This is a genomic window from Micromonospora halotolerans (assembly GCF_032108445.1).
Classification (GTDB): Bacteria; Actinomycetota; Actinomycetes; order Mycobacteriales; family Micromonosporaceae; genus Micromonospora; species Micromonospora halotolerans.
In genome coordinates this window covers 2,548,952-2,561,791 of record NZ_CP134876.1, presented here as the reverse complement: position 1 = coordinate 2,561,791, position 12,840 = coordinate 2,548,952, and the positions used below count along the sequence as shown (strand labels likewise).

The window sequence follows — 12,840 nt, the reverse complement described above, 5'->3', positions numbered from 1 at the left end:
TGGGAGGAGGCTGACACCCGGCTGCGCCTCAGGGCATGGCTGGCTCGGCCGACCTACCCTCGGTTACATGTCAGCGACCTCGTCTGCCGGCGTCCCGCTCCCCGCACGTCTGAGTCGGAGCGCGGGCCGCGCCCAGGTCCCCGGCTCCGGCCGGGGCACCACCGGGCGCGCCCGCGCGACCGACGCCCGCTGGTACCCCTCGCCCGACGACGAGCCGCGCCCCGGCGGCCCCGGGGGTCCGGGCGGACCGACCGGCCCGGGCGGGTCGGGCGGCGGCGCCGGCGGTCCCGGCCGGCGCGGCCCGCGGCCGCGGTGGGGGCGCATCGGCCTGGTGGCCGGCGTCGCGGTGCTGGTGCTGGCGCTGCTCGGTGGCGCGGGCGCCTGGCTCTACGCCCGCAACCTCAACGGCGACCTGGCCCGGACGGACCCCTTCTCACAGATCACCGGGGGCCGGCCGGCCAAGCAGGTCGACGGCGCGTTGAACATCCTGCTGGTCGGCAGCGACTCGCGGGACCCGGACGCCGAGGTGGACGCCGCCGGCAAGTGGCGGGCGGACACGCTGATCGTCATGCACATCCCGGCCGACCACAAGCAGGCCTACCTCGTCTCGATCCCGCGTGACCTCTACGTGCCGATCCCGGAGAACCCCGGCGCGTCCTGCGACTCGGGCTCGCGCAACAAGATCAACGCGGCGTTCGCGTTCGGCGGCCTCCCGCTCGCCGTGAAGACGGTGGAGTGCTTCAGCGACGTCCGCATCGACCACGTCATGGCGATCGACTTCGGCGGCTTCAAGGAGGTCACCGACGCCCTCGGCGGGGTGGACCTCAAGGTGGAACGCACCATCACCTCGATCCACAAGCCGTACCGGACGTTCACCAAGGGTGTGAACCACATGAACGGCGCCGAGGCGCTGGACTGGGTCCGGCAGCGCAAGCAGTTCCCCGACGGCGACTTCGCCCGGATGCGTCACCAGCAGGAGTTCCTCAAGGCGCTGATGGACAAGGCGGCCAGCACGGGGACATTGACCAACCCGAAGAAGCTCAACGACTTCCTCAAGGCGGTCACCGCCGCCGTCACGGTCGACCAGGGATTCTCGTTGACCGACATGGCGCTGCAGTTCCGGAACCTGCGGGGGGAGAACCTGACCTTCCTCACCAGCCCGAACCTGGGCGGCCAGACCGTCGACGGCCAGTCGGTGGTGGTCTCCGACCGGGAGAAGGCGCTGGCGATGTACAAGGCCATCGCGGCGGACACGATGGCCGACTGGGTGAAGGCCAACCAGAAGACCGACAGTGACGGGAGCGGCGGCTGACGCCGCCCCCGCGAGGCAACGCATCCGGTCGGCGGTCAAGGCTCTTCCCACGGTGGGCCAACCGCCGACCGGATCTTTTCAATTGGCCGTTCGGTCACAACCCCGAGCCATTGGCCGAGATTGACGGGAATAGCCCTCGCATGAGGTCGCGAGAACGGGAACAGATACGTACAGTGGTCCCGCCCCCGATCACCGAGCTGGAGCACGCATGCCGGTCCAGACCAGCCGTCGCCCTCAGTCACTGGAGCCCGGTTCGCCCGGGCGGGTTCCCCCGATCATCCCCACGCAGCCCGGCCATGGCGGTCGCGGGCCCGGCGGTGGAAAGAAGCGCACCAAGCGCAAGGACCCGTTCTGGGCCAAGCTGACGGTGATCTTCGGTGCCGTGCTGATGATGACCAGCGGCGTCGCGATCGTCGGCAGCAAGGCGGTGATCGGCCAGGCGACCAGCAGCATCGACCAGGGCAACCTGCTCGGTGAGGCGGGCAAGACCGACGCCGAGGGCGGCAACAGCCTCGAAGGCCCCATCGACATGCTGCTGCTCGGCGTCGACGCCCGGGAGCGCTGGGCCGACGACAACGTCCGGTCGGACACCATCATCGTCCTGCACATCCCGGCCACCCACGACCAGGCCTACCTGATCTCGATCCCCCGGGACACCGAGGCCAACATCCCGGCCTTCGCCAAGAGCGGCTACAAGGGCGGCACCGACAAGATCAATGCGGCGTTCTTCCACGGCGCGCAGAACGGTGGCGGCTGGGAGGGTGGCGCCCAGTTGATGGCCAAGACCATCAAGCAGATGACCGGGATCAGCTTCGACGGCGCGGCGATCATCAACTTCGGTGGCTTCAAGAAGATCATCGACGCGCTCGGCACCGTCCGGATCTGCGTGAGCCACGAGGTCCCGTCGCACCACATGTCGATGGTCGACGGCAAACCGATGTGGAACGCCGACGCGAGGAAGACCGGCAAGCCCTACAAGCCGGTGGTGCACAAGAAGGGCTGCAAGGAGATGGAGGGCTGGGAGGCCCTCGACTACTCCCGCCAGCGCTACGGCCTGCCGAACAGCGACTACGACCGGCAGCAGAACCAGCAGCAGCTGATCAAGGCGATGGCGAAGAAGGCCACCGACAAGGGCATGCTGACCAACCCGCTCAAGCTGAACGCGCTGATCAAGGCGGCCGGCAAGGCCTTCATCCTGGACACCAACGGCGTGCCGATCGCCAACTTCATCTACACCCTCAAGGGCGTCAACGGGAACGACCTGGTCACTCTCCGGACCAACGGCGGCACCTACAGCACCGCCGGCAACGGCCGGGAGAAGTTCAACGAGACGACCATGGACATGTTCACGGCGGTGAAGAACGACAAGCTCGCGGACTTCGTGGTGTCGAACCCGTCCGTCCTGTCCACCCGCAAATGACCTGGTGACCGGCCGGTAGCCGCGCGAAAGCGGCACCGCCCGGACCTTCCCCCCGTAGCCTGACGTGAGCGGGTCTCATGTCGCGGCTACGGGGGGACTGTCACGTCCAGGCCAGCACGGAACGCACGCGGGCGGGGTCGACCCGCCCGCTGGCCCCGGTTCCTGCTCGGCGCCGGTCTCGCCCTGCTCCTGCTCGCCACCCTCGGCGTGGCGGGGCTGCACTGGCTCACCAACCGGTACGACCGCACCGTCACCAAGCAGCAGCTGCTCGACGCGGCGGCCCGGCAGTCCCGTACCGACCTCTCCGGCCCGCTCAACTACCTGCTGATCGGGTCCGACCACCGGCCGGGCGCCAACCCCGAGGACCAGCGCTCCGACAGCATCCTGATCGTGCACGTGCCGGCCGGGCTCCGGCAGGCGTACCTGATCTCCGTCCCGCGCGACCTGCTGGTCGCCATCCCGGCGGCGCCCGGCTTCGGCGGCGGCCAGGACAAGGTCAACGCGGCGTACGAGCACGGCGGCGGTGGCGAGGCCGGGGCCCGGCTGCTCAGCGCCACCATCGCCCGGCTCACCGGGATCCGCTTCGACGGCGCCGCCCTGATCGACTTCTCCGGCTTCAAGCAGGTCATCGACCTGCTCGGCGGCATCCGGATGTGCGTCGACACCCCGGTCCGGTCGATCCACACGAAGACCCAGTTCGACACCGGCTGCCAGCAGATGGACGGCGCCCGGACGCTGGACTACGTGCGGCAGCGCTACGACCTGCCCGGCGGCGACTACGACCGGCAGCGGCACCAGCAGCAGATGCTCCGGGCGGTGCTGGACCGGGCCGGCGAGACCCACCTGCGCAGCGACCCGGTGAAGCTGGACCGGGTGCTCCGGGCGGTCGGCGGGGCGCTGACCCTGGACAGCAACGGCGTACCCCTGGAGGACCTGCTCCTCGCGCTCCGCGGGCTGCCCGCGGACGCCCTGCACGGCGTCCAGGTGCCCTCCTACCCGCAGACCATCGACCAGGTCTCCTACGTGGTGCTGGCCAACGGCGGCGGCGGGCTCTTCGACGCGCTGCGCGGCACCCGGATGCCGGAGTGGGCCGCCGCCAATCCCCGCTGGGTCAACCGCCTCTGACCGGACGGGCCGTCTAGGCTTGGTAGCCGTGTTCGGACCACAGGTTCCCACCGTGCCCGCGTCGGCCGTGCCCGACGACGTCTACCTGCTCGACGTCCGGGAGGACGACGAGTGGGCCGCCGGCCACGCGCCGGCCGCCCACCACCTGCCGATGACCGAGCTGCCCGCCCGGATCGCCGAAGTGCCGGACGACCGCGAGGTGGCCGTGATCTGCCGCTCCGGCGGGCGGTCCGCGCAGGTGGTCGCCTACCTCATGCGCAACGGCTGGGACCAGGTGCGCAACGTCGAGGGCGGGATGGGCGACTGGGCCGCCGCGGGCCGCCCCGTGGTCACCGACGACGGGCAACCGGGCCGGGTCGCCTGAGGCGACGCCGCCATGACCGTCCCCCTGGTCTTCGCACACCGCGGCGCGTCGTACGACCTGCCGGAGCACACCCTCGCCGCCTACCTGCGCGCCCTCGACGAGGGCGCCGACGGGCTGGAATGCGACGTCCGGCTCACCCGGGACGGGCACCTGGTCTGCGTCCACGACCGGCGGCTGGACCGGACCAGCAACGGTCACGGGCTGGTCAGCGCGCGGACACTCGCCGAGCTGGAAGCGCTCGACTTCGGCTCCTGGCACCCCGGCGGGGTGCCGGCAGACGGGGACGAACAGCTCGACGAGACACACACCCGGCTGCTCACGCTGGAGCGGTTGCTCGACGCGGTGCTGGCCGCCGGCCGGCCGGTCCGGCTGCTGATCGAGACCAAGCACCCGTCCCGCTACGGCCGGGACGTCGAGCGCCGCCTGGTCACCGTCCTGCGCCGCTACGGGCTGGCCGAGCCCGGTCCGGACGACCCGGTCACGGTCACCGTGATGTCCTTCTCCCCGCTCGCCGTACGCCGGATCCGCGACCTCGCGCCCGCGCTGCCCACGGTGCTGCTGCTGGAGGTCCTGCCGCGCTGGCTGCGGCTGGGCCGGCTGCCGTTCGGCACCCGGATCGCCGGGCCGGGGATCGGCCTGGTGCGGGCCCGCCCCCAGCTCGTCCCCGCGCTGCGCGCCGCCGGCAACCAGGTCTACGTCTGGACGGTGAACGAGCCGGAGGACCTGGAGCTGGTGCTGGCCGCCGGTGTCGACGGGGTGATCACCGACCGCCCGGCCCGGACGTTGGCCCGGTTGGGCCGGTGAGGCCGGCCGGTCCGACCGGTGGGCGGTCGCCCGGCCGGGGGTGTCCCCGCACCGGGCGGCGGGGCACACTCGGGACATGCCGGAGCGAATTGACTTCACCGCCCTCATCGCCGGCCACACCAGCGTGATCAAGATGATCAATTCGGGGGAGTCCGGCCTGGCCGTGCTCACCCGGCTGCTCGGCGAGGTGGAGCCCGCCATCGGCGCGGCCGGCCTGGTGTTCGTGGAGTTCGCCCCCACCGGCGGCCGGGTGATCGCGGCGACCGGCAGCGCCGAGTTCGTCACCGGCCGCCCGCTGCCGGCCACCGACCCGGCCACCGTCTGCCTGCTCTCCGGCCCGCCGGTGCGCGAGGTCCGGGTCGACGCGATCCCCGGCGCGCTCGCCGACGAGGTCGCCGCGCGCGGGCTGCGCCGGATGATCCTGGCGCGCGCCGAGATCGGCGGGCTGACCGTGGGCAGCCTGCACGCCCTCTACCCGGACGGCGGGTCGCTGGACGCCGCCCAGCGCGCCGTGGTCGGCTACGTGGCCGCCTGCATCGCCCACATGTACGGCGACCAGACCGGCCTGCCCGTGCACGGCGACGGCCCGGTGGTGGCGGCGCTCGCCGACGGCCTGGCGGTGGTGGACCGCGAGCACCACGTACGGCTCTGGAACCCGGCCGCCGCCCAGGTGACCGGACGGCCGGCCGGTGACGCGCTCAACCAGCCGCTGCCGTTCCCCCTCCCCCCGTCCGGGCAGGTCCTCGACCACCGGCTGCCGGACGGCCGCTGGCTGCGGATCACGTCCGGCGAGCTGCCCGGGCCGGGCACGCTGCGGGTGGTCACCTTCCGCGACATCACCGACCAGCAGCGGCGCGACAACGACCGGGACCTCTTCGTCGCGGTGACCAGCCACGAGCTGCGCACTCCGGTCACCGTGATCAAGGGGTACGCGGACACCCTCACCGACCACTGGGAGTCGCTCAGCGACGACGACCGGCGGCAGGCCGCCCGGATCATCGGGCAGCGCGCCAACGAGCTGGCCCGGCTGGTCGACCGGCTGCTCACCGCCGCCACCGAGAACCGCCCCGGCGGCGAGCCGGCCGCCCCGTTCGACCTGGCCGACGCGCTGCGCGCGGCGGTGCCCGACCTGCCGGCGGACGTCCGGCACCGGGTGGTCCTCGACCTGCCGGCCGACCTGCCCAAGGCCCTCGGCGACCGGCACAGCCTGACCACCGTGCTCACCGAGCTGAGCACCAACGCCGGCAAGTACTCGCTGCCGGACACCCCCATCGAGGTCTGCGCCGAGGCGAACGAACGCACCGTCTCCTTCCGGGTCGCCGACCGGGGCATCGGCATCCGGCCGGAGCACGTGGAGCGGGCGTTCGACCGGTTCTGGCAGGGGGAGTCCGGCGACCGGCGCCGCTACCCGGGGGCCGGACTGGGGCTCTATCTCGTCCGGCAGATCGTTGAACAGCAGAATGGATGGGTATCCCTACGACCGAGAGCCGGTGGGGGTACCGTCGCAGAGGTGCGGCTGCCGCGGGGGTGAACCCCGGCCCGCGCAGGGGTGGGGAAGGAACGACGGTGGGGACGGGTTCGGCCGAACGATCATGGTGCGTGGTGGTGCCCCACCACGCCACCGGCGCGCGCCTGGCCCGGCACCGGCTCGCCGACGAGCTGGCCGACGTCGTACCCCCGACCCTGCTGGCCGACCTGGTGGCCGTCCTCGCCGAGCTGGTCGGCAACGCCGTGCGGCACGCCGACCCGCTGCCCGGGGGCGTGGTCCGGGTGGCCTGGCGGCTGCGGTCGGCGGCCGGCGGGCAGACCGTCCAGCTCCGGGTGACCGACGGCGGCTCCGCCTCAGGCCCGCTCATGCGGATCGCGACCCCGGACGCCGTCGACGGGCGCGGCCTGCACATCGTCTCCGGGCTGGCCAGCCGCTGGGGCGTCGAGCGGGACGGCCTCGGGCAGAGCGTGTGGGCCGAGTTCGACCCGACCGGCTCGACCCGGCCGGACCTGGTCGTGGCCGGTTGAGGCGACCGGGCAGGCGGGTCCGGCCCACGGCCGTCCGCTCCGGCATCTAGGCTGTCTCGCCGTGAGCAAGCGTCGAAAGAGCCAGCGGGCCGCCGAAGCCACCCCGAAGCGGGAGAAGGTGCGCGACGTCTTCGTGCCCCGACCGTTCGAGGGCCTGGTCGACGAGCCGGAGTGGATCGCCCTGCGCGAGCTGGTCCCGGCCGCCTCGGCTCCGCTGCGGCTGACCCCCGAGCTGGTCGAGGAGTACGGCGACCGGCCGGTCACCCTGGCCACCGTGCTGCCGATGGCCGCCCCGGCGATGACCAAGCCGGACGGGCGGGTCTTCATCGGCCTCCAGCGCCACCAGCAGTCCGGCGACGTCTCACGGGACCTGGCCGACGCGCTGCTCTGCGCGCTGCGGACCGAGCCGGGCGGTCAGGTGAGCGTGCCGCCGCTGCCCGGGCCGGGCCCCCGCCTCCAGGACATCCTGGTGGACGGGCCGCTGGAGATCAGCATGCACGACGGCTTCGAGTTCTGGCTCGACCCGGGCGCCGCCGACGACCCGAACGTGCAGGCGTCCCTGGAGCGGGCCAACGCGGCGATCTACCCGACCGTGAAGCTGGCCGCGGCGCGGGCCGCGTACTGGTGCCAGGTGCCGGAGAAGGCGCACGTGCGCTGGGTGCTGCCGGACGACGAGGACGTGGCGCTGGACGCCCTGTCCCGGCTGAGCGTGGCCGGCACGCTGACCCTCGGCGACGACACCCGCTTCGCCGGCATGTTCCGGGCACACGGCCGCCTCGTGCCGGTCTGGGACCTGCCCGAGGACGTCCCGGCCACCGACTGGGAGGAGCCGGTGACCGGGTTCGCCAAGCGGTACGCCGAGGCGCTGGAGGAGCGGGAGCCGCTGGACGCGGCCGGACGCCGGGCCCGCCAGGGCCTGCTCGGCCGCCAGCTCACCCTGCGCTGAGGCTCAGTGGCTCGCGGACCAGCGGGCAGGACATGCAGCGGGGGCCGCCCCGCCCGGAGCCCAGCTCGGACCCGGCGATGGCGATCACCTCGATGCCGGCCCGTTCGAGCTGGGCGTTGGTCTCCACGTTCCGCTCGTAGCCCACGCAGAGCCGGGGGGCGAGCGCGAGGGTGTTGTTGCCGTCGTCCCACTGCTCCCGTTCCGCGGTGACCGGGTCCAGCCCGGTGTCGATCACCCGGAGCTGGTCGAGGTCCATGGCGTCGGCGGCGGCCCGCAGGAACGGCGCCGGGCCGTCGACCCGCGGGTCCTCGCCGTCCGCGCCGGCGATGACCGTGTACGCGGAGAGCTCGCTGGCGATGTTCGGGTACATCAGCACGGCGTCGACGTCGACCATCGTGCAGACCGTGTCGAGGTGCATGGTGGCCCGCTCCTGGGCGATCGGCACCACCAGGATGGTGTGCGCCAGCCCGGCGGCGAAGACCTGCCGGCCCAGCCGCTCCGCCCCGGCCGGCGTGGTCCGCTCGCCCACGCCCACGGCGAGCACCCCCGGCGCGAGCAGCAGCACGTCGCCGCCCTCCAGGTGCTCCAGCTCCGGGTGGTAGACGAACTCGGTGCCGACGAACCGCGGGTGGTAGCGGTAGATCGCGTTGGTCAGCGTGGTCTCCCGCCGGCGGGCCGGCATGGCCAGGCTGGTCACCCCGACCCGGTCCCCGATCCAGAGCGACGAGTCGCGGGTGAAGAGCAGGTTGGGCAGCGGGTCGACGATGAAGTCGTGCCGGTCCATCAGCGTCCAGACCAGACCGCCGGGACGGTCCGGGCCGATCCGCAGCTCCTCGTGGGCGAGCCCGGCGATGAACACGTCGGCCAGCGCGGCCGGATCGAGGTACGCCAGGTGGTCGGCCACCCGGCGGCGCAGGGTGTCGCCCAGCCGGGGTGAGCGGAGCACCAGCTCGGTCAGCTCGGCCCGCGCGTCCGGCACGGCGAGGGTCTCGGCCAGCAGGGTGGCCAGGTAGAGCACCTCGACCCCGCGGGACCGCAGGGCGGCCGCGAAGGCGTCGTGCTCCTCCTGCGCCCGGCCCACCCATGGGATAGCGTCGAAGAGCAAGGAGTCGTTGTTGCGTGGGGTGAGGCGGGCGAGTTCCGGCCCCGGGCGGTGCAGCAGCACCGTGCCGAGGCGACCGACCTCGCTGTCCACGTAGTGGGTCACCTTCGCAGCCTAGGACAGGCTTCCGCACCATCCGAGAAAAGAAGTGTGAATGAATATGGCATTCATCCGCACTCATTCCGGCGCTCCAACTTGCCGAGCACCGGGGTGCGCAACGTAGGGTAGTGGAGACATAACTTCGAGAGACCTTTTGCCGGAGGTCGCGATGACTGTCTTTCCCGCTCGCCGAGCCGTACCGAGCCGGGCACTGCCGCCCGTCTCGGTGCCGCACCCCCGGGTCGAGACCACCTCGGTGCTCGAACCGGCCCGACCGACTCCGCTGGAGTGGGCCCGCCGCCGGCGGGCCGAGCGGGGAGCCCGCCGGTTGGAGGCGGCCGGGGCCCGGGCCCTCGGTCAACTCGACCACCTCGGCCCCGCCTGGCACGTCATCGAGTGGCCCCGCACCGACGCCGCGGACATCCTGCTCGACCGCACCCGGGACGAGCGGGCCGGGTTCCTCGCCATCGGGCCCAGCGGGCTCTTCGCGGTCACCGTCGCCGACCACGGCCGGGCCCGGGTGCTCGTCGCCGGCGACGTCGTGCAGATCAACGGCAAGCGTCCGCCCTATGTGGCCGAGGCGCGCCGCGACGCCAAGCGGGCCAGCAAGGCCCTCTCCGACGCCGTCGGCCTGCCGATCCCGGTGACCCCGGTGCTGACCTTCGTCGGCTCCGGGGTCATCAGCGTCTACGGCCTGCCCAAGGACTGCCTCATGGCCACCCACCGGGAGCTGGACCGCCTGCTCGTGGCCGGTGGCAACCGGATCAGCCCGGCCACCGCCGAGAAGCTCTCCCGGGTCGCCCAGGCCCCGTCGACGTGGCTCAACGGCACGTACCGTCCAGCGGCCGACTACCGGTGGTACGACGAGGGCCGAACGGCCGCTGACAAGCGGGCCGCCCGCCGGTAACGTCTGCGGCGACGCCACGCGGTCCACGGGTCCGCCCCGGTGGTCCCGTCGGCCCGCGCCGTCGCCGGCCGCCCGACACCGGGCACCGTCGCACCGACACCTGTCCCCCGGTCCCCGCCGAGCCCCCGGACCCCCGCGCGGCTCCGGCCACCGGAGACGCCGCACGGGGCGGGCGGTCGTCGTGACGACCGGCTAGCGTGGACAGACCGTCGGTGTACATAGGAGGCGCGGTGGCCCACGTCGAACTCTCGCTCTCGGAAGTGTTCGTGCCCCCGGCGGGGACACCGACCGAGCAGGAGTCCGACAACGTCGGGCGGTGGTCCGGCATGGTCTCCCACGCCGCCGAGCCGTGCCTGCTGATCGACGCCGACACCACCGTGGTGGCGATCTCCTCGTCCGGCTGCGACCTGCTCTGCCTCGGCGCCCCGGAGGACGTGATCGGCCGGCCGCTGCTGGAGGGCGGCCTGCGCCTGGTCGACTTCACCGCCAGCCCGAGCGAGCTGACCGAGCAGGAGACCGACAAGATCCCGCCACTGCTGGCGCTGCACTCCGGCCGGCTGGCCCGGGGGCTGCTCCGGGTCCAGGGGCCCGGCTCCGACGCCGGCACGACGGTCGACGCCATCTCCACACCGGTGCTCACCGACGGCCAGGTGGCCGGCTCGCTCACCTTCTTCTCGGCGGTCTGACCTGCGAGGACGTGTGGCGAGCGCCGCACCGGGCGGTGCTGGGGCACAGCCACACCGAGGCCGTAGGGTGCCCTCATGCTCGATGTCGCTCTGTTGCCGGGCGCGTACGCGGTGTGCCGCCTGCCGGCCGGCGCCGTGCTGACCCCACACCTCTGGGGCGAGCTGGGCGACCGCGACGTGGTGACGGTGAGCTGGACCGCCGACGGCGTCTCGGTGATCTGCCCCGCCGAGCGGGCCCCCGCCGGGGCGGACGTGGAGACCGAATGGCGCTGCCTGCGGCTGGTCGGCCCGCTCGACGCGGCGGTCACCGGCACCCTCGCCGCGCTGGTCGACCCGCTCGCCCGGGCCCGGGTCAACGTGGTGGCCTTCTCCACGTACGACACCGACCACCTGCTGGTGCCCGCCGTGCGGCTGGTCGAGGCGACGGGCGCGCTGGAGCGGGCCGGCCACCGGGTCCAGACGTGACTTCACCCGCCCGGGTGATCCTCCTACGATGGGCTCGGCCGTCCGGCCATGACGACATCCGTCGATGCCGAGGATCGCACCGTGCCCTGCACCCCGCCCCACCCCGCCCGCCGGCGACTCCCGGTGGTGCTGGCCGCCCTGCTCGCCCTCGCCGGCTGCGGCGCGCCGCCCGAGCTGACTGATCCGGCCGCCTCCGCGACCACCGCTCCGACGGCCTCCGCCACCCCCACCGCGAGCGCGACGCCGACCGCGCCCGTGACCCCGACCGGGCCGGCCCGCACGGCGCCGACCCCGGACCCGACCGCCACGCCCTGCCGGTCCGGCCCGTCCGGCGACCGGGTGGTCGCCCTGCTGCGCGGTTCGGCCCGGGTGCTGCCCCGCGACGTCCGGGTCACGGTGCGGACGGGACCGCTCTGCGCGGAGGGCTGGCAGTACACCGTGCTGGCGGTGAGCGGACACGAGGAACTCCAGGTGGTCACGAGGGGCCGGCCCAGCACGCTGGAACTCGTCACCGCCGGCACGGACGTGTGCGGCGTGGAGGTACGCGCCGCCGGCCCGCCCGGCATCCGGACCCTGGCCTGCGACGGCACCCCGGGTGCGTAGTCTGGGCGACATGCCGGGAACACCGCCGACCCGCTTCGTCTACCTGGGTCCCGAGGGCACCTTCGCCGAGCAGGCGCTGCGCACCGTCCCCGCCGCCGAGCGCGGTGGCCGGACGCCGGCGCGCAGCGTGGGCGAGGCGCTCGACGCCGTACGGGCGGGCGAGGCCGACGCGGCGCTGGTGCCCATGGAGAACTCGATCGGCGGCGCGGTCGGGGTGACCCTGGACGAGCTGGCCGAGGGGGAACCCCTGGTGATCACCCGCGAGGTGATCCTGCCGGTGGAGTTCGTCCTCGCCGCCCGCTCCGGGATCGCGCTGGCCGACGTGCGCACCGTGGCGGCCCACCCGCAGGCGTCCACCCAGTGCCGGGGCTGGCTGCGCGACCACCTGCCCGACGCCACGGTGGTCGACGTGCTCTCCAACGGCGCCGCCGCGGCGGGTGCGGCGAACGGCGAGTACGACGCCGCCATCTGCGCCCCGATCGGCGCCACCCGGCACCGGCTGGCCCTGCTCGCCGACAAGATCGCCGACCACCCGGACGCGGTGACCCGGTTCGCGCTGGTCTCCCGCCCCGGCCCGCCCCCGCCCCCGACCGGCGACGACGTGACCTCGCTGGCGGTCTACATCGCGCACGACCGGGTCGGCGCGCTGCTGTCGGTGCTCACGGAGCTGGCCACCCGCGGGGTGAACCTCACCCGGATCGAGTCCCGCCCCACCGGCGAGGCGCTCGGCCGGTACGTGTTCTTCCTCGATTGCACCGGCCACGTGGCCGACGTGCGCCTCGGCGAGGCGTTGCAGGGGCTGCGGCGGGTCTGTGCGGACGTGCGCTTCCTGGGGTCGTACCCCCGGCACCGCTGGAACCCGGCGGCGGGCGACCGGCCGGTCCCCGCGCCGGCCGGCCTCTCCGACAGCGACTACGCGGACGCGGCGGCCTGGCTGTCCCGGCTGCGCGCGGGCGAGCTGAACTGACGGTGCCGGGGCGCCCGGAGGGGG

At 73.6% G+C, this 12,840-nt stretch carries 14 protein-coding genes; 13 read left to right on the top strand and 1 reads right to left on the bottom strand.

Annotation, left to right across the window (positions count from 1 at the left end; genetic code table 11):
- Positions 1-67 precede the first annotated feature (67 nt).
- From RMN56_RS12145 to RMN56_RS12110, 8 genes are all read left to right on the top strand, one after another.
- Positions 68-1,312: an LCP family protein gene (locus tag RMN56_RS12145; protein ID WP_313723901.1), complete on the top strand. Its 1,245-nt coding sequence runs from the start codon at positions 68-70 to the stop codon at positions 1,310-1,312.
- Between the two features lie 208 nt (positions 1,313-1,520).
- Complete coding sequence (locus tag RMN56_RS12140; RefSeq protein ID WP_313723900.1) at positions 1,521-2,732, top strand: LCP family protein; 1,212 nt, start codon at positions 1,521-1,523, stop codon at positions 2,730-2,732.
- A gap of 207 nt (positions 2,733-2,939) precedes the next feature.
- Positions 2,940-3,857, top strand: a complete 918-nt coding sequence (locus tag RMN56_RS12135; protein ID WP_313723899.1) for an LCP family protein — start codon at positions 2,940-2,942, stop codon at positions 3,855-3,857.
- Positions 3,858-3,885: 28 nt separating this feature from the next.
- Entirely contained in the window at positions 3,886-4,221 is a 336-nt protein-coding gene (locus RMN56_RS12130; RefSeq protein ID WP_313723898.1) for a rhodanese-like domain-containing protein, read from the top strand.
- A 12-nt stretch (positions 4,222-4,233) separates the two neighbouring features.
- Complete coding sequence (locus RMN56_RS12125; RefSeq protein ID WP_313723897.1) at positions 4,234-5,025, top strand: glycerophosphodiester phosphodiesterase; 792 nt, start codon at positions 4,234-4,236, stop codon at positions 5,023-5,025.
- A gap of 76 nt (positions 5,026-5,101) precedes the next feature.
- Complete coding sequence (locus RMN56_RS12120; RefSeq protein ID WP_313723896.1) at positions 5,102-6,556, top strand: sensor histidine kinase; 1,455 nt, start codon at positions 5,102-5,104, stop codon at positions 6,554-6,556.
- Between the two features lie 68 nt (positions 6,557-6,624).
- Entirely contained in the window at positions 6,625-7,041 is a 417-nt protein-coding gene (locus RMN56_RS12115) for an ATP-binding protein (protein ID WP_313724723.1), read from the top strand.
- 61 nt (positions 7,042-7,102) lie between these two features.
- A complete protein-coding gene (locus RMN56_RS12110; protein ID WP_313723895.1) occupies positions 7,103-7,987 on the top strand; it encodes a DUF5926 family protein in 885 nt (294 codons plus the stop codon).
- Here the strand turns inward: RMN56_RS12110 and RMN56_RS12105 are convergent.
- Positions 7,974-9,194, bottom strand: coding sequence for an arginine deiminase (locus tag RMN56_RS12105; RefSeq protein WP_313723894.1), 1,221 nt, complete (start codon positions 9,192-9,194; stop codon positions 7,974-7,976). The two genes, RMN56_RS12110 and RMN56_RS12105, sit on opposite strands and share 14 nt — an antisense overlap.
- 163 nt (positions 9,195-9,357) lie before the next feature.
- On the opposite strand from RMN56_RS12105, the gene RMN56_RS12100 reads away from it, so the two are divergent.
- The 5 genes from RMN56_RS12100 to pheA all read left to right on the top strand — a co-directional run bounded on the left by RMN56_RS12100 (position 9,358) and on the right by pheA (position 12,816).
- Entirely contained in the window at positions 9,358-10,095 is a 738-nt protein-coding gene (locus tag RMN56_RS12100) for a hypothetical protein (RefSeq protein WP_313723893.1), read from the top strand.
- 230 nt (positions 10,096-10,325) lie between these two features.
- The gene (locus RMN56_RS12095; RefSeq protein ID WP_313723892.1) at positions 10,326-10,781 is read left to right on the top strand and encodes a PAS domain-containing protein; all 456 of its coding nucleotides are present in this window, start codon (positions 10,326-10,328) and stop codon (positions 10,779-10,781) included.
- A 75-nt stretch (positions 10,782-10,856) separates the two neighbouring features.
- The gene (locus tag RMN56_RS12090) at positions 10,857-11,246 is read left to right on the top strand and encodes an ACT domain-containing protein (protein WP_313723891.1); all 390 of its coding nucleotides are present in this window, start codon (positions 10,857-10,859) and stop codon (positions 11,244-11,246) included.
- A gap of 48 nt (positions 11,247-11,294) precedes the next feature.
- On the top strand, positions 11,295-11,849 hold the full coding sequence (locus RMN56_RS12085; protein ID WP_313723890.1) for a hypothetical protein: 555 nt from the start codon (positions 11,295-11,297) through the stop codon (positions 11,847-11,849).
- Positions 11,850-11,859: 10 nt separating this feature from the next.
- Positions 11,860-12,816, top strand: coding sequence for a prephenate dehydratase (pheA, locus tag RMN56_RS12080; RefSeq protein WP_313723889.1), 957 nt, complete (start codon positions 11,860-11,862; stop codon positions 12,814-12,816).
- Positions 12,817-12,840: the final 24 nt, after the last annotated feature.

Bases quoted from the DNA above. Each gene is read 5' to 3' on its own strand.
- RMN56_RS12100 (WP_313723893.1), top strand. From the start codon at position 9,358: ATGACTGTCTTTCCCGCTCGCCGAGCCGTACCGAGCCGGGCACTGCCG.
- RMN56_RS12125 (WP_313723897.1), top strand. From the start codon at position 4,234: ATGACCGTCCCCCTGGTCTTCGCACACCGCGGCGCGTCGTACGACCTG.
- RMN56_RS12140 (WP_313723900.1), top strand. From the start codon at position 1,521: ATGCCGGTCCAGACCAGCCGTCGCCCTCAGTCACTGGAGCCCGGTTCG.
- RMN56_RS12145 (WP_313723901.1), top strand. From the start codon at position 68: ATGTCAGCGACCTCGTCTGCCGGCGTCCCGCTCCCCGCACGTCTGAGT.
- RMN56_RS12090 (WP_313723891.1), top strand. From the start codon at position 10,857: ATGCTCGATGTCGCTCTGTTGCCGGGCGCGTACGCGGTGTGCCGCCTG.
- RMN56_RS12120 (WP_313723896.1), top strand. From the start codon at position 5,102: ATGCCGGAGCGAATTGACTTCACCGCCCTCATCGCCGGCCACACCAGC.
- RMN56_RS12085 (WP_313723890.1), top strand. From the start codon at position 11,295: ATGACGACATCCGTCGATGCCGAGGATCGCACCGTGCCCTGCACCCCG.
- pheA (WP_313723889.1), top strand. From the start codon at position 11,860: ATGCCGGGAACACCGCCGACCCGCTTCGTCTACCTGGGTCCCGAGGGC.